At 69.7% G+C, this 19,377-nt stretch carries 20 protein-coding genes and 1 pseudogene; 13 read left to right on the top strand and 8 right to left on the bottom strand.

What is annotated here, in order from left to right; all coding sequences use genetic code 11:
* Positions 1 to 178: 178 nt before the first annotated feature.
* Positions 179 to 685: a CGNR zinc finger domain-containing protein gene (locus tag J5X86_RS27690; RefSeq protein ID WP_208519414.1), complete on the bottom strand. Its 507-nt coding sequence runs from the start codon at positions 683 to 685 to the stop codon at positions 179 to 181.
* Positions 686 to 793: 108 nt separating this feature from the next.
* Between J5X86_RS27690 and J5X86_RS27695 the strand changes: the two genes are divergently transcribed.
* Positions 794 to 1,669, top strand: a complete 876-nt coding sequence (locus tag J5X86_RS27695; protein ID WP_208519415.1) for an alpha/beta fold hydrolase — start codon at positions 794 to 796, stop codon at positions 1,667 to 1,669.
* Positions 1,670 to 1,811: 142 nt separating this feature from the next.
* On the opposite strand, the pseudogene J5X86_RS52980 reads toward J5X86_RS27695, so the two are convergent.
* Both J5X86_RS52980 and J5X86_RS27700 read right to left on the bottom strand, forming a co-directional pair.
* Positions 1,812 to 1,904 (bottom strand): annotated as a pseudogene (locus J5X86_RS52980) (aldehyde dehydrogenase family protein); the annotation flags it as partial.
* Between the two features lie 681 nt (positions 1,905 to 2,585).
* Positions 2,586 to 3,611, bottom strand: a complete 1,026-nt coding sequence (locus tag J5X86_RS27700) for a hypothetical protein (RefSeq protein WP_208519416.1) — start codon at positions 3,609 to 3,611, stop codon at positions 2,586 to 2,588.
* 99 nt (positions 3,612 to 3,710) lie between these two features.
* Here J5X86_RS27700 and J5X86_RS27705 point away from each other — a divergent pair, with 99 nt between their 5' ends.
* Positions 3,711 to 4,364, top strand: a complete 654-nt coding sequence (locus J5X86_RS27705) for a TetR/AcrR family transcriptional regulator (protein ID WP_208519417.1) — start codon at positions 3,711 to 3,713, stop codon at positions 4,362 to 4,364.
* A gap of 327 nt (positions 4,365 to 4,691) precedes the next feature.
* On the opposite strand, the gene J5X86_RS27710 is transcribed toward J5X86_RS27705, so the two are convergent.
* Positions 4,692 to 5,369 (bottom strand): response regulator transcription factor, encoded by a 678-nt coding sequence (locus tag J5X86_RS27710; RefSeq protein WP_208519418.1) that lies wholly within the window; start codon positions 5,367 to 5,369, stop codon positions 4,692 to 4,694.
* Positions 5,366 to 6,616 carry a cell wall metabolism sensor histidine kinase WalK gene (locus J5X86_RS27715; RefSeq protein ID WP_243981595.1) on the bottom strand — a complete coding sequence of 417 codons (1,251 nt, stop codon included), beginning with the start codon at positions 6,614 to 6,616 and terminating at the stop codon, positions 5,366 to 5,368. Before J5X86_RS27715 ends, J5X86_RS27710 begins: the two co-directional genes overlap by 4 nt.
* 125 nt (positions 6,617 to 6,741) lie before the next feature.
* Here J5X86_RS27715 and J5X86_RS27720 point away from each other — a divergent pair, with 125 nt between their 5' ends.
* The 3 genes from J5X86_RS27720 to J5X86_RS27730 are packed head-to-tail and all read left to right on the top strand — an operon-like array spanning position 6,742 to position 10,081.
* Complete coding sequence (locus J5X86_RS27720; protein WP_208519419.1) at positions 6,742 to 7,689, top strand: ABC transporter ATP-binding protein; 948 nt, start codon at positions 6,742 to 6,744, stop codon at positions 7,687 to 7,689.
* On the top strand, positions 7,686 to 9,248 hold the full coding sequence (locus J5X86_RS27725; protein ID WP_208519420.1) for an ABC transporter permease subunit: 1,563 nt from the start codon (positions 7,686 to 7,688) through the stop codon (positions 9,246 to 9,248). The genes J5X86_RS27720 and J5X86_RS27725 overlap by 4 nt, the downstream gene beginning before the upstream one ends.
* On the top strand, positions 9,245 to 10,081 hold the full coding sequence (locus J5X86_RS27730; RefSeq protein WP_208519421.1) for an ABC transporter permease subunit: 837 nt from the start codon (positions 9,245 to 9,247) through the stop codon (positions 10,079 to 10,081). Before J5X86_RS27725 ends, J5X86_RS27730 begins: the two co-directional genes overlap by 4 nt.
* A gap of 193 nt (positions 10,082 to 10,274) precedes the next feature.
* On the opposite strand, the gene J5X86_RS27735 is transcribed toward J5X86_RS27730, so the two are convergent.
* Positions 10,275 to 10,913, bottom strand: a complete 639-nt coding sequence (locus tag J5X86_RS27735; RefSeq protein WP_208519422.1) for a TMEM175 family protein — start codon at positions 10,911 to 10,913, stop codon at positions 10,275 to 10,277.
* 536 nt (positions 10,914 to 11,449) lie between these two features.
* Here J5X86_RS27735 and J5X86_RS52985 point away from each other — a divergent pair.
* Together J5X86_RS52985 and J5X86_RS27745 are read left to right on the top strand one after the other, a co-directional pair.
* The gene (locus J5X86_RS52985) at positions 11,450 to 12,322 is read left to right on the top strand and encodes a TniQ family protein (protein ID WP_374229301.1); all 873 of its coding nucleotides are present in this window, start codon (positions 11,450 to 11,452) and stop codon (positions 12,320 to 12,322) included.
* Positions 12,208 to 12,654 carry a hypothetical protein gene (locus J5X86_RS27745; RefSeq protein WP_208519494.1) on the top strand — a complete coding sequence of 149 codons (447 nt, stop codon included), beginning with the start codon at positions 12,208 to 12,210 and terminating at the stop codon, positions 12,652 to 12,654. Before J5X86_RS52985 ends, J5X86_RS27745 begins: the two co-directional genes overlap by 115 nt.
* 48 nt (positions 12,655 to 12,702) lie before the next feature.
* Here J5X86_RS27745 and J5X86_RS27750 read toward each other — a convergent pair whose 3' ends face one another.
* The gene (locus J5X86_RS27750; RefSeq protein ID WP_208519424.1) at positions 12,703 to 13,182 is read right to left on the bottom strand and encodes an ArsI/CadI family heavy metal resistance metalloenzyme; all 480 of its coding nucleotides are present in this window, start codon (positions 13,180 to 13,182) and stop codon (positions 12,703 to 12,705) included.
* Between the two features lie 80 nt (positions 13,183 to 13,262).
* Here J5X86_RS27750 and J5X86_RS27755 point away from each other — a divergent pair, with 80 nt between their 5' ends.
* Genes J5X86_RS27755 through J5X86_RS27770 form a run of 4 tightly spaced genes read left to right on the top strand, consistent with a single transcriptional unit; the run spans position 13,263 to position 15,703 of the window.
* On the top strand, positions 13,263 to 13,673 hold the full coding sequence (locus J5X86_RS27755) for a helix-turn-helix transcriptional regulator (RefSeq protein ID WP_208519425.1): 411 nt from the start codon (positions 13,263 to 13,265) through the stop codon (positions 13,671 to 13,673).
* Positions 13,670 to 14,785, top strand: a complete 1,116-nt coding sequence (gene arsB / locus J5X86_RS27760) for an ACR3 family arsenite efflux transporter (RefSeq protein ID WP_208519426.1) — start codon at positions 13,670 to 13,672, stop codon at positions 14,783 to 14,785. The genes J5X86_RS27755 and arsB overlap by 4 nt, the downstream gene beginning before the upstream one ends.
* Positions 14,778 to 15,197: an arsenate reductase ArsC gene (locus J5X86_RS27765; RefSeq protein WP_208519427.1), complete on the top strand. Its 420-nt coding sequence runs from the start codon at positions 14,778 to 14,780 to the stop codon at positions 15,195 to 15,197. Before arsB ends, J5X86_RS27765 begins: the two co-directional genes overlap by 8 nt.
* On the top strand, positions 15,194 to 15,703 hold the full coding sequence (locus tag J5X86_RS27770) for a GNAT family N-acetyltransferase (RefSeq protein ID WP_208519428.1): 510 nt from the start codon (positions 15,194 to 15,196) through the stop codon (positions 15,701 to 15,703). Before J5X86_RS27765 ends, J5X86_RS27770 begins: the two co-directional genes overlap by 4 nt.
* 459 nt (positions 15,704 to 16,162) lie before the next feature.
* On the opposite strand, the gene J5X86_RS27775 is transcribed toward J5X86_RS27770, so the two are convergent.
* On the bottom strand, positions 16,163 to 16,747 hold the full coding sequence (locus J5X86_RS27775) for a flavodoxin family protein (RefSeq protein WP_078638178.1): 585 nt from the start codon (positions 16,745 to 16,747) through the stop codon (positions 16,163 to 16,165).
* 129 nt (positions 16,748 to 16,876) lie between these two features.
* Between J5X86_RS27775 and J5X86_RS27780 the strand changes: the two genes are divergently transcribed.
* Both J5X86_RS27780 and J5X86_RS27785 read left to right on the top strand, forming a co-directional pair.
* Entirely contained in the window at positions 16,877 to 17,275 is a 399-nt protein-coding gene (locus J5X86_RS27780) for a helix-turn-helix domain-containing protein (protein WP_208519429.1), read from the top strand.
* Positions 17,276 to 17,987: 712 nt separating this feature from the next.
* Positions 17,988 to 19,187 (top strand): S8 family peptidase, encoded by a 1,200-nt coding sequence (locus J5X86_RS27785; RefSeq protein WP_208519430.1) that lies wholly within the window; start codon positions 17,988 to 17,990, stop codon positions 19,185 to 19,187.
* Positions 19,188 to 19,377: the final 190 nt, after the last annotated feature.

Raw genomic sequence — 19,377 nt, forward strand, 5'->3', positions numbered from 1 at the left:
GTGCAGTTCTACGGCGCCGGTGGCGGCGACGCCTCGGCCGCGCCGGCGGCTGCCACCTGTCGCTCGCGGCGATCACCCTCGCCGTGGACGCCGACTTCGAGCACGGCCTTCTCGTGGACAGCGGGGCAGCCGGGCTCCGGGCACGAGTCCCCCGTGGGAGCGCCGACTCGCCGGCGCTCTACTCGGGTCGTGGGGCCTCCCGTGCCCGAGCCTGGTGGCGACGGGCTTTGAGCCGGTTCCCGCAGGTCTTCATCGAGCACCACCGCGCGGTGTTGGCACGGCTGCGGTCCAAGAGAAAGAGGCGGCACGCAGGGTTCTCGCACGGCCGCAGACGGCCGGGCATGCGCTCTTTGACGTCCGCCCACGCGAGCACGAGTTCCACGGCGAGCCTGCGCTCCGGCTCCACCTCCAAGTGCCACTCGATACCGGACGCGCTGGGCTGCGGGGCTTTGCGAACACCCGCGAGGACTCGGCGCAGACGGGGCTCCGCCGACGTGCCCGACTCCACCGCCTGAAGCGCGTCCCGGGCGGTGCGCAGCCACCGGCGCTCCTCGTCGCCGCCGAGACCCCCGTGCTCCCGCGCCCACCTATCCACCTCATCGTCGTCACGCCACAGGTCCTGGCGTCGGCCATCCACGACAGGGGTGCTGTTCAGCGCCTGCATGAGGGCTTGGTCGTCCAGCACGGACCTCACCTTCCCAGCTAACTCCATCAAGTGGTTTGACAGGTTACTCCAAGGGCGGTCTACTGGACGCCAAGAGATAACCACCACAAGACCTTGAAGGGGTTAGTCATGGTTGAGATCCGCCACCACTACGCGACAGTGCGGGGACATCGCGTCTTCTACCGCGAGGCAGGAGCCCGCGAGGCGCCCACGCTCGTACTCCTGCATGGATTCCCCTCCAGTTCACGCATGTTCCGCCACCTCATTCCGGCACTGGCCGATCGATTCCACGTCATCGCCCCCGACCATCTCGGCTTCGGCAACTCCGATATCCCATCCGTGGACGCGTTCACCTACACCTTCGACTCCCTGACCGACATCACCCAAGCCCTGCTGGCCCAGCTCGACGTCACCCGCTATGCCCTGTACGTCCAGGACTACGGCGCACCCATCGGCTGGCGGCTGGCCCTGCGCGCCCCGGACGCGGTCACCGCGGTGATCACGCAGAACGGCAACGCCTACGCGGACGGCTTCGTACCGGATTTCTGGAAGCCCGTATGGGCGTACTGCGAGAATCCGGGCCCCCAGACCGAACCCGCCGTCCGTGCCGCCCTCTCGCTCGACGCCATCCGCTGGCAATACCTGCACGGAGTGGACCGACCCGAGCTGGTCGATCCCGACACCTGGACCGCCGACCACCGCGAGGTCAACCGGCCGGGGAACGACCTCGTGCAGCTCGCCCTGTTTCGCGATTACGCCAGCAATCCACCCCTCTACCCTCAGGTGCACGCCTACTTTCGGGAACGCCAGGTTCCACTCCTCTCGGTCTGGGGCGCGGGCGACGAGATCTTCGGCCCGGACGGAGCACGCGCCTTCACAAGGGACCTGCCGGACGCGGAGATCCACCTGGTTCCCGGAGGTGGACACTTCCTGCTCGAAAGCCATCTGGACACCGTGGCCGGGTACATTCGCGGGTTCCTGACCGTCGCCACATCACCAGCGTGAAGCCCGCGAAGAGTTCCCAGGGCGGGTGAGCGCTGCCACGTGGGGGAGGCGATGGGCCGGAGCCGAGGGCGGCCGTCGCGGGGTCAGACCGTCCGGGACCAGAGCACCTGTGTGTCCATGTATTCGAGGACGCCCGCCGCCGGTTCTCCACGCCGAGTCCTGAGGCCTTGTGGCCGCCGAACGGCAGATCGGGGGCGAGGCGTGGCCCGTCGTTGATCCAGACGGCGCCCGTCACGATGCGTGCGCTCGGGGGTCCCGGCAATGCCGCGAAAGAGTGACTCGACTCCAGATCAGGCAGGCCCCAGCAGTGGCTCAAGGGTGCAACCTAAGGTCTGGCAGAGGCCGTCGCCGACCGGCCGGGATGGACGCCAACCTCAGCGGAAAGCTCATCTGCACGGTGCGTTTCGCCTGGCGTCCTGACAGGGGACCACCGCAGCGTGGCCCACTGTTCCCCACCGGCCGCGAGGACCGGCCGGGACGCCGACGCTCGGCGTGTGCCCGGAGACGGACCGGGCGCGCCTCTCGTACCGCCGGGCTGAGGACATTTTCGAGGAGATCGCCCGGCCGCTGGCCAACCCGCTCGCCTCGCCCGAGGACATTGAGGACCTGGACGGCTTGACCCTGCACCGACTGCGGCACCCCGCACTCACCCACGATGCCGAAGGCGGCACATCCACCCCGATGCTCCCGCCCCTGGTGCGACGTCGTCCTCATCGAACGACTCAGCCTCACCATTTCCTGACCAAGACGAAGCCGCCATCCCCCCGCCCGCCAAGTACAAACCTCAGGGCCCGCCAATTAAAGCGCTCACTCGCCAACTACGGCGCCCAGCCACACTCGTGTGGCTGGGCGCCGTAGTTGGCGAATCTGAGCACCGTAGTTGGCGGGCAGGGGCTCGCTGCCGGGGGTGCCGTGGTCAGCCGCGGTAGTGCTCGGCGAGGGCAGTGAAGGCTGCCTTGGGTTCCCAGGGCATGTCGGGGTAGGTGTTTCCTCGGCGGTTGTCGAGGACTTTCACGATGCCGGGGCTGGCCAGGTCGAGGTCGTCGCGGGGGTCGCCGTCGGGGCGGTGCGGGAAGTTGTCGAGCGCGAAGAGGAATACAAAGGCGCTGTCAACATCTGCGGCGTCGAAGATGTCCAGCAGCTCGCGCAGGTATGCGGCCTGACCGGACTCGTCGCGGACGTACTCGCCCTTCAAACGGAGCGGCGCGCCGGTGTCCTTGTCGAACTCGAGGACCTCCAGAACGCGGCCGCCGCTGTCGCCCGCGTCGCGGTAGGCGGCGGTGCCGAATTCGGTGATCGCGACCGGCTTCCCCTGCGCGACGAGGGTGCGGACGCCCTCGGCGAATTGATCGGCGATCTCGGCCGACCGGTAGAGATCCATGCTCAGGATGTCGAAGGGTGCCCAGTCGACGCGTTCGAGGGGTACGGCGGCGTAGGTGATCCTGCCACCGAATCGCCGGCGGATGAGTGCCACGGCGTTGCCGAGGAAGTCGTTGACCTGTGCGCTGATCCGGCCGACCTGGTCGGCTAGGCGATCCCGCTCGTTGAGCAGCAGCTCGAGCCGGTCCTCCTGGGTCTCGCCCGGCAGGAACCCCTTGTTCATCAGGCTCAGTTCGGCGCCGGCGACGAAGACGACCTCGGCGCCCCGCTGCCGGAGCCGCTCCGCCCGCTCGGCGCAGTCGGCGAACAGAGACAGCATCTCCTCGGTGGTCAGCTCGAGAGGGTAGGGCGAGAACCAGACCTCCAGGCCGAGGTCGGCGGCGTACGCCGCCGCTAGCTCCAGGCGCTCGGGATCGCCTCCGATGACGCGGACCGCGGTGCAGTGCAGGTCGTTCCGGATGATGCCCAGCTCGCGCTTGACCACGTCCGGGTCGAAGCGCCCGCGGGAGATCTCTCCATTGCGGACGAAGCCGGTGTCATAGCTGATGCCCTTGGCTCTCATGGTCCTGGTCCCTCCTGCCGGGGTGAGGCGCCAGAGTAGAAGCAAAAAATGCGTGCACGCAAGTTTGCGTGCACGCATTGAAGCTGGGATGCTGAGACGGTGACGACACGGCGAACGGGATTGCGCGAGCAGAAGAAGCAGGCCACCAGGGAGGCGTTGCGCGCGGCGGCACTGCGGCTGGCCCTTGAGCGCGGACCGGACAACGTGCGCGTCGATGACATCGCCGAGGCCGCCGGCGTCTCACCGAGGACCTACAACAACTACTTCTCCAGCCGGGAGCAGGCGATCGTCGCCGCCGTCACCAGCGAACGGGAAGCGCGGGTCGCCGCGGCGGTGGCCGACCGGCCCGACGGCGTCGGCCTCGCCGACGCCGTCATCGAGGCGATCGTGGATCAGTACACCGCCCCGGGCGAACCCGGCCGCGGCGCACTGCTGCTGATCACCACCAGCCCCACGCTGCGCGTCGCGTTCGTCGATACCGCCACCGCGATCGAACATCCCCTCACCGACGCGATCGCCGAACGCCTCGGCGATACGGAGCGGCACACCGCCCGCGTGCTCGCGGCGAGCGTGGCCGCCGCGGTCCGCATCGCACTCGGACAATGGCTGCAGACGGCCGCCGCGCCCTGCGCGACCGGCGGACTCGTCGTGCCGTCCAGCTCGCTACCAGACCTGCTCCGCACCACGCTCGCGCCACTCATCCCCGCACTCGACGCCGCCGAGGAACGACGGCGTCACCGCCGGCATCAGTGACCACCCCGCGGCGGTAAGGGCGCCCAGGGATCGGCCGCTGAATCGCGGCGAGTCCTAGAAGCCCACCACAGGCTTGCACCTGGCCGCCGCCTCCTCAGCCACCTCACCGACGACGGCAATCCCTGTTGGCGCCCGTGCCTTACACGGTGGTGCGGGGCGCCGACTTCGCGATGGACGACCTCGTACCCCCGGAGGTTGTTTCATAGGTGATCGCTCGTGAAACACCTGCACGCCCGGCGGCCCACCTGCGGTCGGCTGCACAGATGACTGGAGTCGGGTGTGCTGAGCACGGCCTCCGCTCGCGGGCCGCCGGCCCCTGTCGGCTGCTCAGTCGGGTGGGACGGCCGGGTCGATGATCCGATACCCCACGCCGGGTGTGGTGGCGATGACCGGGGGGTCGCCGAGTTTGCGGCGCAGGCGGCTGATGGTCACCGTGACGGTGTTGGTGAACGGGTCGGCGTGTTCGTCCCAGACCTGTTCGAGGAGGTCCTCCGTGCTGAGGAAGGCGGGGCTCGCGTTCAGGAAGGCTTCGAGTACCGCGAACTCCTTGACGGAGAGGTCGAGTTGGCGACCGTCGCGGCTGGCGGTGTGGCGCATCGGGTCGAGTTCGATGCCCGCCGTGCGCAGGGTGCGGGATCGGGCGGCGGGGCGGCGGCGGGCCAGGGCGCGGATGCGCAGGACGAGTTCGGGAAAGTGGAAGGGCTTGGCGAGGTAGTCGTCGGCGCCCAGGATCAGGCCGCTGACGCGGTCGCCGGGTGAGTCGGCGGCGGTCAGCATCAGGACCATCACGCGGCCGTCCCGCTCGGTGATCATCTGGCAGAGGGTGTCGCCGTGGATGCCTGGCAGGTCGCGGTCGAGCACGACGACGTCGTACGTGTTGACGTCCAGCTTGGCCGCGGCGTCGAGCCCGTCGTGGGCCACGTCCACGGCCATGCCCTGGTCGCGCAGTCCCTCGGCGATGACTTCGGCGAGAGGGCGGGTGTCCTCGACCACCAGGACTCTCAACGCGCCACGCCCGTCTCTGTGTCGAGGGCTTCCGCCGTCGCCCTGCCGTCCGTACGGGGGAGGGTGATGGTGACGCGTAGGCCGCCGTCGGGGCGGGCCCGCAGGTCCAGGGTGCCGTGGTGGGCCTGGGTGATGGCCGCGACGATGGAGAGGCCGAGGCCGCTGCCCTGGCCGGTGCCGGTCCGGTCGGCGCCAAGGCGGCGGAAAGGCTGCGCGAGGTCCGCCACCCGCTGCTGGTCGAGGACCAGTCCGCTGGACTCGACGACGAGGGACACTGCGCCCGCGTCGTCTCCTTCGGCCCGTACCGCGACGCTGATCCAGCCCCCGGGGTCGTTGTGCGCGATCGCGTTGTCGACCACGTTGTCGGCCACGCGGCGCAGCAGCGTCTGGCTGCCCCACACCCACGCGGAGCCGTCGATCCGGTTTTCGCGCACGGTCAGGCCCTTGGCCGCGATGTCCTTTGCCCGTCCGGTCAGGGCGGTCAGCGCGAGTTGGCCGAGGGCGAGGCGCGCCCAGTCGGTGAACTCGCCGTGCTGGGTGCGAGCCAGGACGAGGAAACTCTCCAGCAGCCGGTCCACCTGGTCGAGTTCGGCGCGCATCCGGGCGGCCAGCGTGGCCGTGGTCTCGGGTACAGGGCCCGGCTTGGCGAGCGCCACGTCCAGGGAGGCCCGCATCGTGGTGAGTGGGGTACGCAGCTCGTGGGAGGCATTGGCGACGAAGAGGCGCTGGGCGTCGAAGGAGCCCTCCAGGCGGCCGAGGAGGTCGTCGATGGTGTCGGCGAGGTCCTTCACCTCGTCGCCGGGGCCGCCGATGGCCAGGCGTTCATGCAGGCTGTCGGCGGTGATCCGGCGGGTGGCCGCTGTCATCACGCGCAGCGGGCGCAGCACCCGGCCGGCGACGAACCAGCCGAGGCCGACCGAGATCACAGCCATGACGCCGAGGGCGATGGCGGAGCCGATCAGGATCTGCTGGGACTGGGTGCCGTGCGCCTGAGCCAGCTGCTGCTCCAGGTCATCGATGCGGCCCTGGGCCTGTGCCGCCGTGGCGGGCTGAGTGCCGCCATCGGGGGCGGTCTGGCTGGAGCGCGATCCGCCTGATGCCACCACGGCCGCGATGGCGAGCAGTGCCGTTCCCGACAGAAGGAACAGAGTCACGTACAAGGCGGTGAAGCGGGTGCGGGCAGTGCCACGGCGCAGGCCGAGCCGGGCGGTCAGGCCCGCGAGCCGTGGGGGCGAACCCCATTCCATCCGCATGCTCCCCTCTCGCCACCGCGCCAGGACACGTACCAGGCCAGGCTAAGCCCAGGCGCCTAACAGCGAGATGACAGCGGCCGTTCGGCCCCTGTAACTCGCTCCGTCAAAGGGTGGGGCCCATGAACAATGCGAGTACGAAGGCGACGATCGAGGTCATCGGTCTGCGTAAACGCTTCGGGCCACAGTTGGCTCTGGACGGGATGACGTTCACCGTGCGGCCCGGACGGGTGACCGGCTTCGTCGGTCCGAACGGCGCGGGCAAGTCCACCACCATGCGCGTGATCCTGGGCCTTGACGCGGCTGAGGAGGGAAAGGCCCTGGTCGGAGGGGTGCCGTACCGCACCCTGCGCCGCCCGCTTCGGCAACTGGGGGCACTGCTCGACGCCTCCGCGCTGCAGCCGAGCCGCACCGCTCGTAACCACCTGCTGTGGCTGGCCCACTCACAGGGCGTGCCGGCCCGGCGGGTGGACGAGGTCATCGAACAGGCCGGCCTGGGCACGGCGGCCCGGCGCAAGGCCGGCGGCTTCTCGCTGGGCATGCGCCAGCGCCTGGGGATCGCGGCGGCGCTGCTCGGCGACCCGCCGGTCGTCATGCTGGACGAACCGTTCAACGGCCTCGACCCCGACGGCATCGTGTGGATGCGCGGCTTCCTGTCGTCGCTGGCCCGGCAGGGCCGCGCCGTCCTGGTCTCCAGTCACCTGATGAGCGAACTCGAAGACACCGCGGATCATCTCGTGGTGATCGGCCGCGGCCGGGTCGTCGCGGACACCAGCGTGTCCGAACTGCTCGCCGAGGCGTCCGGCGGCCGGGTCACCCTGCGTACCTCCGCGCCTCCGCGCGCCGCCCAGGTCCTGCACGGCGCGGGCGCCACCGTTCTCGCCACCGGCCCCGACACCCTCGACGTCACGGGCCTGCCCGACGAGGAGATCGTGGCCCTGCTCGCCCGGAACGAGGTGCCGTTCTCCCAGGTGTCCGCGCACCGGGCAACGCTCGAAGAGGCGTACATGGAGCTCACCCGGGACGCGGTGGAGTACCGGGGCATCCCGGCGGGGGAGGCCACGCGATGACCGCCACCCTCATCCCTCGCCCCCCGGCCACGAGGCGCGCTGAGCGGGGCGGGTTCCGCAGGACGCTGCACGCCGAGTGGACGAAGTTCCGTACGGTACGCGGCTGGGTCCTCGCCATGGCGGGGGCGCTCCTGGTGACGATCGTGGTCGGCCTGCTCGGCACGGCCGCCCCCGCCCCCGGCGGTCGCGGCGCCGACTCCGCCTCGTACCCGAAGGGCCCCGGCGGCGAGGCCGTCAACGACAGCTTCTACTTCGTCCGCAAGACGCTCACCGGCGACGGCACCCTCACCGTTCCCCTGCGGTCGCTGACTGGTGTGGCCGACACCGGGACCGGAAAGACAGCCCAGAGCGCCCAGCCCTGGGCGAAGGCCGGGATCATCGTGAAGGAAAGCCTCACCCAGGGATCCCCGTACGCGGCGGTCATGGCCACCGGCGGCCACGGCGTGCGCATGCAGTACGACTACACGCACGACACGGCGGTCCCTTCCGGCAATGTCTCCCAGGAGTCCCCGCGCTGGCTGCGCCTGGTCCGCTCCGGTGACAGTCTCACCGGTTCCACCTCCACCGACGGCTCCCACTGGACCAAGGTCGGCCATGCGAAGCTGCCGGGGCTTGCGCGCACCGTGCAGGCCGGGCTCTTCGCGACGTCACCGGAGGCGAAGCAGGACACCGCGGCGGGCACGGGCTTCAGCCCCGCCGTGGCCACCGGCACCTTCGGCCGTCCCGGCCTCACCGGCGGCTGGTCCCAGAGCGCGTGGAGCGGCACACAGGTGGGCGGCGATGCGGGCACCTCCGGCAGCTACACGAACACCACCAAGGGCGGCTTCACCCAGACCGCCGACGGCGGGTTCACCGTGACCGGGGCCGGTGACATCGCACCGGTCGTCGGCGGGCCCGTCATGGGCGTCGGCTTCTCCGTCGAGAACTTCCTCGTCGGCACCTTCGCCGGGCTGATCGTGGTGATCGCCGTGGGCACGGTGTTCATCACCGGCGAGTACCGGCGCGGTCTGCTGCGTACGACCATGGCGGCAACTCCCCTGCGCGGCCGGGTGCTTGCTGCCAAGGCGCTGGTGGCCGGGGGCGTCGCGTTCGCCATCGGCCTGGTGGCCGCCACGATCACCATTCCCATCGGGGAACGCAGCGCGCGCGGCAGGGGCTTCCATGTCTTCCCCGTCACGTCGGCGACCGAAGTGCGCGTCATGGTCGGCACCGGCCTGCTCTGCGCGGCCGCCGCCGTGCTCGCTCTCGGCGTCGGTGCCCTGCTGCGGCGCAGCGGCACGGCGGTCGCCCTGGTCATCGCGTCGATCGTGCTGCCCTTCCTGCTTGCCACCTCCGGCGTACTGCCCCCGGGCGTCTCGGAGTGGCTGCTGCGGGTGACCCCGTCTGCGGGCTTCGCCATCCAGCAGACCCTGCCGCAGTACGCGCAGGTGCTCAGCGTGTACGAGCCGTCGACCGGCTACTACCCGCTGGCGCCATGGGCCGGCCTCGCCGTGCTGTGCGGATACGCCGCGCTCGCCTTTGGTCTGGCCGTGGTGCGGCTGCGCGGGAGGGACGTATGAGTCTCCTGAGCGGTGCACGACTCACGAGCACGGCGGACGGCGCGTGGCGAGGGGACTTCGGCCGCGCCCTGCGCGCGGAGTGGACGAAGCTGCGCACCGCAGGGGAAATGGGGAGGTTGCTCCTGCTCGCCGTCGCGCTGACCGTGGCCGTCGGCTGCGGCACCGCCAAGGCCGTGAAGTGCCCGGACGCGGGGTGCGGCCAGGACGCCGTCAAGCTCGCCCTGACCGGCGTCACCGTCGGGCAGGCGGTCATCGCCATCTTCGCGGTGCTGGCCGTCAGCGGCGAGTACGGCACCGGGATGATCCGCACCACGCTCACGGCGGTGCCGAACCGGCTCACCGTCCTCACCGCCAAGGCGACGGTCCTCACCACGGTCGTCCTGGCCTCCGGGACGGCTGCCGTCCTGGCCTCCCTCCTCGTCGGCCGCTACATCCTGCCCGGCAACGGATTCACCGAGGCGCACGGCTATGCCCCGCTGTCCCTGGCCGACGGCCCGACCCCGCGCGCGGCCGTGGGCTCGGTCCTCTACCTCGTCCTGATCGCCCTGATCGGCCTCGGCGTGGCGACGGCGGTACGGGAGGCGGCGACCGCCATCGGGATCGTGCTCGGGCTGCTCTACCTCTTCCCGGTCGTCACCCAGGTGGTCAACGACCCGGAGTGGCAGCACCACCTCCAGCAGATCTCGCCCATGACCGCCGGACTCGCGGTCCAAGCCACCGTCCATCTACACGAGCTGCCCATCGGCCCATGGGCCGGCCTGGGCGTGCTCGCGGCGTGGGCCGCGGCCGCGCTGCTGGTCGGCAGCCTGCTGCTGCACAGGCGCGACGCGTAGCCGAATCGAGCCGACCGCGAGCGCGGTGGCTTCGGGCCCCAACGACTCTGGGAACGGGCCGATAGCAGGTATGCGACGGCCACCCCGGCTCCCTGCGCCGCTACCCCTTCAGGTAGCGGTGCAAAGGGCTGTGACTGAGCGCCGTAGTTGGCGGGTTTCGCCAGATACGGCGCTCAGGCCCGGACCGGGCGGTTCACTGTTGCGGGAGTCGGCGGAGGTGGTGGCCGAGGATGTAGTGGGCGGGGATGAGCGTGAGCCAGAACCACATGGCTGCTTCCGTGTTGACGAAGGCCAAGGGAACGGAGAGGCCGAAGATCAGGACGCTGGAACCGAGTTGGGCGGTGAAGAGGCGGCGGGCCGCGGCAGCGGATGATGCGGGCGAGGGGTGCACCTGGCGTTGCGTGAGCACCAGCAGCGTTGCGTGCACCGCATGGATCGCGGCCATGGCACCCGCGTAGAGGGCGACGGTTTCGGGCTGAGAGGCGTACTCGGCCAGCAGCGCGGTGGGGAAGGGCAGCAGGGCGACCAGGCCGAGGCCGAGGAGAATCAGGCGAGTGACCACGGCCGTTTCGGTTGGCAGTGCGGTGAGGATGCGGCGGTGGTCACGCCAGAATCCGGCGATGAGGGCAAAGCTGAGGGCGAAGGCGCCGAGGTTGGGAAGCGCATCGCCCAGGGCCTTGTGGAATGCGGCGTCTTCCAGATGTGCGGGGATCGCCACGTTGATGACGAGCAGTGTCATCGCGATGGCGTAGATGCCGTCAGACAGAACGATCAAGCGTGCCGCGCCGGGGTCGTTCTCGTGTGGGTGCGTCTCTGCCACTGGCTCCGTCATGTCGACGACAGTAGGGCGTTATGCCCTGGTTGTAACGCATCGGCCAAGGTTTGGGCGGCTTCGCCGGTGGATGGCCGACTATGAATGAACGTCGCACGCGGTGGCCGAGCTGGAACGAACCGATTCCGCACTCGCTACCCGCCTTCGACCCATGGTCGCAGAGCTCCTGGCCGAGGTGAGTGAGTGCCTGCTCCCTCGAAACGGGGCCACCGGCAACCTCCGGCGCCAACCATCGCGGCCAGGTGTCACTGCCCGGAAAAGTCGCAATCCGCCGGCTGAAGCGCTCTGACCCGCCAGTTAAACCGCTAACCCGCCAAGCGAAGCGCTCAGTCACACGACTGTGACTGAACGCCGTAGTTGGCGAGTCTGAGCGCCTTAGTTGGCGGGCAGGGTAGCGCCGGGACCATGGCTCTGCTCCCGATTCGGGCGAATCGGCAACCGCGTGTTCCGTGAGCGCTGTGCTGGTTGCATGGGGCCGTCAGTCAGTACCTGCGAGGTCGAGCTCGGGCCGGTGTGGTCGCACACCTGTGGACTGGATGATCTTCTGGTTCCGTACCGCGTCTGTGCTGACGAGGCCGGGCGGCTGGAGACAGGTCCAGGGTGGTCGCGGCGGACACCTCGGTTCGGGCTCAATTGCCGTCGCCCGCTCGCTGACGCTGGATCAGGTCGGCCACGGCGGCCGGGCGGCTCAGGTAGGGCGAGTGGCTGGTGTCCCACATTTCCGTGCGAGAGCAACGCCCGGCGAAGCGGTCCGGAAGCGGAGTCGCGATGGTCCGGTCTTGCTGCCCGCGGAGGTAGATAGTAGCTCCGCCACGAGGACCTCCGCGCGGCACGCCGAGAGCACGCACCGGACGCCGCTCCTTCGCCCACGGAGATCCGTCAGAAGGACCCTAGTCCCCCGCACAGGGAACGTCATCTCGCCCCGTCATCTTCTGCGACTCACCCCCGAGCTCACGGCCCACATCGCGGGCATCTGCCGCCCGTCCGTCCAGGAGGTCCACAACCTGACCCTCGCCGGGCAAGCACCCGGATTCCCGCCCCCGCACCCCAACTACCTCAGCACCGGGCGCCCTTTCGAGGCGGTGGTCAACGAAGGATGGGTGTGCACCCGCTTCAGCCGCTACCGCCCCGAGTGCCTGGGCGACATAGACGACACCGCCACGGCGAGCTGCTGGAGCGGCACCTGGCGGCTTCCTATGACCTTCGCCTGCCTGCGACACCACCGATTCCTCGACTGGCACTGCCCCGCCTTCGGCAATCCTGCCTTCTCCACCGGCATCGGTACTGCGGGCCGATGGCGTCCGGCCAGCCCAGCCCACTGGCGAACCTCCACCCCGCCCAGTGCCGCAGCCGGATCAACGGTCATGGTGAAGCAAACTTCAACAACCTCCGCGCGATCACACTGCTGATCTGCGGTACCTGGCCGACCGCAGCGGAACTGTTCCCCGACGCACCCCAGCTCAACGTCATCGCGTCACACGTCGAAGAGCGCCTGACAGCGGTGAGCAAACGCCAACAGGGCGGCCACCGTGCTTCCACCCTCCGGGCTCTCGACGCCCCGCCACCAGACGCCGTGGCCAGCGCGGCCCTGGCCACACAGGTGCGGGATGCCGCCGTCTGCGAATCCCTATGGCTAGAGAACCCCGACCACCGGCGCGCACGCCACCGCCCGATTCACCAGCTTGGCCATGCCGCACTCCAGGAGTACCGCGGCCAGCTCATCGCGCAGCTCGACACCTGACCGCGGACCCATCATCGACGGTCTTCAGAATCGGCCGAAGACCGCTCCTCAGGCGCCACACCCGCAGCCCGCACCGACCGCGTCGGACTTATCGCCGTCCTCCTGCCCGCCGCAACAGCCGCCGGAGCCGTTCTCGATGGCAGGGCTCTGGCCAATCTGCTCGGTGTCGGCCTTGACGGTGTAGACCTCCCAGGGCTCCTTGCCGGGGCCGTGGACCCAGACCTTGTCCTGGAGCGCGTAGCAGCACGAGGTGTCGTTCTCCTCGAACGTGGCAAGCCCTGCGTCCTTCAGACGCTCTGCGGCCGCGAAGACCTGATCGGTGGACGTTACCTCCACACCGAGGTGGTCCAAGCGGGTGTCCTGGCCGGGCTCACCCTCGATCAGGACGAGCTTGAGCGGCGGCTCACTGATGGCGAAGTTGGCGTACCCCGGACGGCGCTTGGCCGGCTCGACGCCGAAGAGTCGGGAGTAGAACGCGACGGATCCCTCAAGGTCGGCGACGTTGAGGGCAAGCTGAACGCGGGACATAACGATCCCCCTGGCCTTGTTGTATCGATGCCTGTCGATTCAAGGTTGCATCTTGAATCGAAGAACGTCAACATAGAAGCATGTCGAAACAAGAGCTTGAGGTACTCGGCCAGGACGGGGTCGAGGGCTGCTGCCCCGGACTGCTGACCGCCCCGCTGGACGAGGACCAAGCGGTGGAGCTGGCGAAGGTGTTCAAGGCCCTGGGCGATCCGATCCGGCTGCGGCTGCTGTCGATGATCGCCTCCCGGGCCGGTGGCGAGGTGTGCGTCTGCGACCTGACCCCCGCCTTCGACCTGTCCCAGCCGACGATCTCCCACCACCTCAAGCTGCTGCGACAGGCCGGACTGATCGACTGCGAGCGCCGGGGGACGTGGGTGTACTACTGGCTGCTGCCGGAGATGACCGACAGGCTCGCCGGCATCCTCACCCGCCCCGCAGGAACACCGCTCCCCGAGCGGACCGGGAAGACCATCGCCGGGGCCGCGTCGTGACCGCCCCAGCACCGCAGACCGGGCCGGTGGCGGCCCGGCTGTCGTTCCTGGACCGATTCCTGGCGGTATGGATCCTGCTCGCGATGGCCGCCGGCCTCGGCCTGGGACGGCTCATTCCCAGCCTGGGAGACGCGCTGGCAAAGGTGACCATCACCGGTGTCTCCCTGCCGATCGCACTGGGCCTCCTGGTGATGATGTACCCGGTGCTGGCCAAGGTCCGATACGACCGCCTGGACACCGTCACCCGCGACCGCCGCCTGCTCATCCCCTCCCTGGCCGTGAACTGGATCGCCGGACCAGCGCTGATGTTCGCCCTGGCATGGCTCTTCCTGCCGGACCTGCCGCAGTACCGCACCGGCCTGATCATCGTCGGCCTGGCCCGCTGCATCGCCATGGTCATCATCTGGAACGACCTCGCCTGCGGCCACCGCGAGGCCGCCGCCGTCCTGGTGGCGCTCAACAGCGTGTTCCAGGTGATCGCCTTCTCCGCGCTCGGCTGGTTCTACCTCAGCGTCCTGCCCGGCTGGCTCGGCCTGGAACAGACCGGGCTCGACATCAGCGTGTGGGAGATCGCCCGCAGCGTCCTGATCTTCCTCGGCATCCCGCTGCTGGCCGGGTTCCTCACCCGCCGCCTGGGCGAGAAGGCCCGGGGGCGCACCTGGTACGAGACGACGCTCATCCCGCGCATCGGACCGTTCGCCCTGTATGGGCTGCTGTTCACCATCGTCGTGCTGTTCGCCCTCCAAGGGGAGGCGATCACCTCGCGGCCCGTCGACGTGGCGCGCATCGCGCTGCCCCTGCTGGTGTACTTCGCCCTGATGTGGGCCGGATCCATGGCCCTGGGACGGGCGGTCGGACTGGACTACCCGCGGGCGGCCACGCTGGCCTTCACCGCGGCGGGCAACAACTTCGAACTCGCCATCGCCGTCGCCATCGCGACTTTCGGCGCCTCCTCCGGGCAGGCCCTGGCCGGAGTCGTCGGCCCGCTGATCGAAGTCCCCGTGCTGATCGGCCTGGTCTACGTCGCCCTGGCCGCACGCCGCTTCTTCCCCGCCCCCGCCACCAACACCCTTGACCCGGCCGCCGCTCCGGAAGGTTCCGCCCGTGTCTGACTCCCGAAAGCCCTCGGTGCTGTTCGTCTGCGTCCACAACGCGGGCCGCTCGCAGATGGCCGCCGCCTTCCTCACCCACCTCGCGGGCGACCGCATCGCGGTCCGCTCCGCCGGATCCGCCCCCGCCAACACCGTCAACCCCGCAGTGGTCGAGGCCATGGCCGAGGTCGACATCGACATCGCCGCCGAAATCCCCAAGGTCCTCACCACCGAGACCGTGCAAGCATCCGACGTCGTCATCACGATGGGCTGCGGCGATGCCTGCCCCGTCTTCCCCGGCAAGACCTACCTCGACTGGAAACTCGACGACCCAGCCGGACAAGGAACAGCGGCGGTGCGACCGATCCGCGACGACATCCGCACCCGCGTCCAGAACCTGATCAACGAACTCGCTCCAGGTGACCGCGCATGACCGCGACCACCGGCACCCTCCGGATCACCGAGCTGACCGCCGAGCATGCTCAAGACGTGCTGGCGATCTACCAGCTCGGCATCGACGAGGGCAACGCCACCTTCGAGACCACCGCACCCACCTGGGAAGCGTTCGACGCAGCCAAACTCCCCGACCACCGGCACGTCGCGCTCGACACCGACGGGCAGGTCCTCGGCTGGATCGCCGCCACGAAGGTCTCTGACCGCTGCGCCTACGCGGGCGTGGTGGAGCACTCCGTCTACGTTCATCCCGAAGCCCGTCGGCGAGGAGTCGGGGACGCCCTCCTCAACGCACTGATCGCGTCTACCGAAGCGGCAGGGATCTGGACCATCCAGTCCGGCATCTTCCCCGAGAACACCGCCAGCCTCCGCCTCCACCAGCGGGCGGGCTTCCGCGTCATCGGCACCCGCGAACGCATCGGTCGCCACCATGGCGCCTGGCGCGACGTCGTCCTCATCGAACGCCGCAGCCCAACCATCACTTGACCAAGGCCGAAAGCCCCCCGGCGCGCCCGCCAAGTACATCGCCACGCACCCCTTCTGGAGCACCTTGGAGGGCCCGGACCGCGTCACCGCACGGACGATGCTCAAGCACCTCCACGTCACACCCACGGTCCACGCACCCGCCGCGTAGCGGTGACCTACGCCTTCGCCCCCGACAGCCCGCACCCGGAAACGCCCGGCCCGCCCGTGTGGGTCGAACTGCCCGACGGCCGGCGCGTGACCGCCCAGTTCATCGGCCGCCTCCAGCGCCTCGGCCCCGGGGGCGGCCGGTGGTGCGATCTCCTCCTTCCGGCGGGCGCGGGCACATGCTGCACGCTCCAGCGCCCGCTCGGGACGGCAGCGGAAGGGTGACGCGCTCGCCAGGCCGGCGCGCGCGTCACGACGATGTGCGCGCATCGCGCACGAGAACAGCTCCGGGATCAGCTCGGACCCGCGGCCCGCCTACGCGGCGACGCTCCCCCGCGCGAACACCTTGGCCGTCTCGGTCACCCTGCGTCCCAGGTGTCCGGCCGTGGCCACATCGGCCTTGTGCACGGCTTCCGGGCCCTCGTCGCTGTTGGTCTGGGCGGCCGCGCCCGCGAAGACGCCGAGGCGGTTGAGGTCGTTCTCGGATCCCGTGCTGCTGTTCCAGCCGGGGTGCAGGCCGAGGTTGACCCAGTGCATGCCGTGCTGGCCGGCGAGGATCTGGAAGAACTGCAGGGTGTGCAGCTTGTCGCCACTCTTCGAGGCGGAGTTGGTGAAGCCCGCCGCCAGCTTGTCCTTCCAGGCCAGCTGGAACCAGCGCTTGGAGGACGCCTCGGCGAACACGTGGAAGGCGCCGGACGCGGTGCCCATGTAGGTGGGCGAACCGAAGACGATCGCGTCGGAGCGGTCCAGCGTCTCCCACTGTTCGTCGGTGATCTCGTCCACCTTGATCAGGTGCACCTCGGCGCCGGCCTCGGCGGCGCCGGCGCGGACGGCCTCGGCGATCACGGCGGTGTGGCCGTAGCCGGAGTGGTACGCGATGGACACTACAGGGGTGGTCACGGTGAATTACTCCTCTGGGGGCACTCGCATAGCCCGAACGGGCAGCTCGAAAGCAGTGACCACAGGAAAGCACTAACTTTCAGATAGCGCAACCTGGTCGATAGCGCTGCGTTCGCGTACGCTTGCGTCATGAGCGGCATGACCGAGGAGCAGGAGCAGATCGACCTCGCGTACAGCGTGTTCGACAAGGGATGCCCGTCGCGCGGCACGCTGGAGCACGTCACGGGCCGCTGGGGCGGACTGACGCTCGGCACGCTCTACGAGGGCCCGCTGCGCTTCAACGAGCTGCGCCGCCGCGTCGAGGGGGTGAGCGAGAAGATGCTGTCCCAGACCCTGCACGCGCTGGAGCGCGACGGCCTGGTGCACCGGAAGGCCCAGCCGACCAATCCGCCCCGCGTGGACTACGACCTGACTCCCCTGGGCCGCCAGGTCGCCGAGCGGCTGCTCGCCCTCATCCACTGTGTGGAGGGTTCGATGAACGACATCCTGGCGGCCCGCGAGGAGTACGACGCCCGGCAGCCGTCGTGAGTCTTCAGCCGCGGAACACACAGAACGCCCTCGCGTCCTCCGCGACGGCTCTCTTGCCGAGCGGCACCTGAACGCTCACCCCGGCGCAGCCATGTCGGTCTGTCTTCCGGGCGCGGTCCGGTACCCGCGGGCCGAGGCCGCCGAACCGGACGGCGCGGTCGGTGCCCAGCCTCCCGTACCGGCTGCGCAGCCGGTACCCGGCGAGTGCCCGGCTTCCCGGGCAGTGGTGCAGCTGAGGGCATGGCCCGCGCACCGGCGGTACGCCGCATCGAGCGGCCGATGCGGTGCATCGTCAGCGCGCACGGGGCCCCTGGCCAGAGCCCGCCGGAGAGGGATAGTGCGCACGCTGGTCGCCCCCGCCGCGCGGCGGATCTTGGCGCCCATCACCGTTCTCGGTAGCCCCGCAACGGGGTTACCAACCTTCGGAGTTCGACGACCGACACCACGCGGAAAGCGCCGTCGCGGATCTGCGTGCCCTGTATGTACGTGTCATTGCACGCGTTTGACCGTCCGTAACGGCGCATGACGCACCGCAACATGTGCATGTCATGCGTATGCCATCTCTTGCTTCCCCTGCACGACCCGGCGAATCCTCAACGAGCCGGAAGCGTGACCCACGCGCTCCCCGCGAACTGCGTAAGCCCGTAAGCCCACACCCCGCAGAGCGCGCACGCGCCACAGCGCGCCACCGACCGAGGAGGACTCCCTCGCGATGGCAGTGATGCGTACCACCAAGCGGCGGATCGCCGCGGGAATCGCCGCCGCGGCGGCCATCGGAGCAGCCACGGTGCTCCCGGCCCACGCCGCCCCGGCCGAAGGCACGGTTGTGAACTCCCAAGCCGCGGAAGCGGTGCCGGGCAGCTACATCGTCACCCTGAAGAAGACCGCCGGCTTCACAGCCTCATCCACCCGGGGCAAGGACCTCATATCCGGATACGGCGGCAAGGTGAAGCGGACCTTCACCGCCGCGCTGAACGGCTACGCGGCAAAACTCGAGCCCACCGAGGCCAGGAGACTCGCCGCCGATCCGGCGGTCGCCTCCGTCGAGCAGGACCAGAAGGTCCACGCCGACGCGACCCAGACCAACGCACCCTGGGGTCTGGACCGCGTCGACCAGTCCGGCCTGCCGCTCAGCGGCACGTACACCTATCCGGACAGTGCCGGCAGTGGTGTGACCGTCTACGTCCTCGACACCGGTGTGCGGATTTCCCACACGCAGATCAGCGGCCGGGCGTCATACGGCTACGACTTCGTGGACAACGACACCACGGCGCAGGACGGCTACGGCCACGGCACGCACGTCGCCACGACCGCCGCCGGCACCACCTACGGCGTGGCCAAGAACGCGAAGATCGTGGCGGTCCGGGTGCTCGGCAACGACGGGTCCGGCACCACGGCAGGTGTCATCGCGGGCGTGGACTGGATCACCGCCAACCACTCCGGCCCGTCCGTCGCCAACGTATCGCTGGGCGGCGGCGCCAGTACCTCCCTCGACAACGCGGTGACCAAGTCGATCGCGTCCGGCGTGACCTACTCCATCGCGGCCGGCAATTCCAACGCCAACGCCGCGAACTACTCCCCCGCCCGGGTGCCGACCGCCCTCACCGTCGGCGCCACCACCAACACGGACGCGCGGGCCAGCTACTCCAACTACGGCTCGACCGTGGACCTCTTCGCCCCGGGCTCGAACATCACGGCCGGCTGGAACACCTCCGATACCGCGACGTACACGGGCTCCGGGACCTCCTTCGCCGCCCCGCACGTCTCGGGCGCCGCGGCGATCTACCTCTCCGGCCACTCCACCGCGTCCCCGTCCGAGGTGGGGAGCGCGCTGGTGGACGGGGCCACCTCGGGGGCGCTCTCCGGCATCGGCTCGGGCTCCCCCAACAAGCTGCTCAAGATCGTGCAGTGACACCCTGATCGGCGCACCGGACCGCCGCTGATCACACCTGCCGCCCGCCGGGCCCCACCCGGCGGGCGGCCGTGGCGGAATCGGGGAGTCGTGCAAGCGACACGGAGCCCGGCTGCACACGATTGCAATGGGTGACCTCAAGGACCTTCACATACGGCGGCGCCGACCTCGCCCGGGCCACCGGCCTCGA

Source organism: Streptomyces sp. NEAU-YJ-81, from assembly GCF_017592595.1.
GTDB classification, from domain to species: Bacteria; Actinomycetota; Actinomycetes; order Streptomycetales; family Streptomycetaceae; genus Streptomyces; species Streptomyces hygroscopicus_B.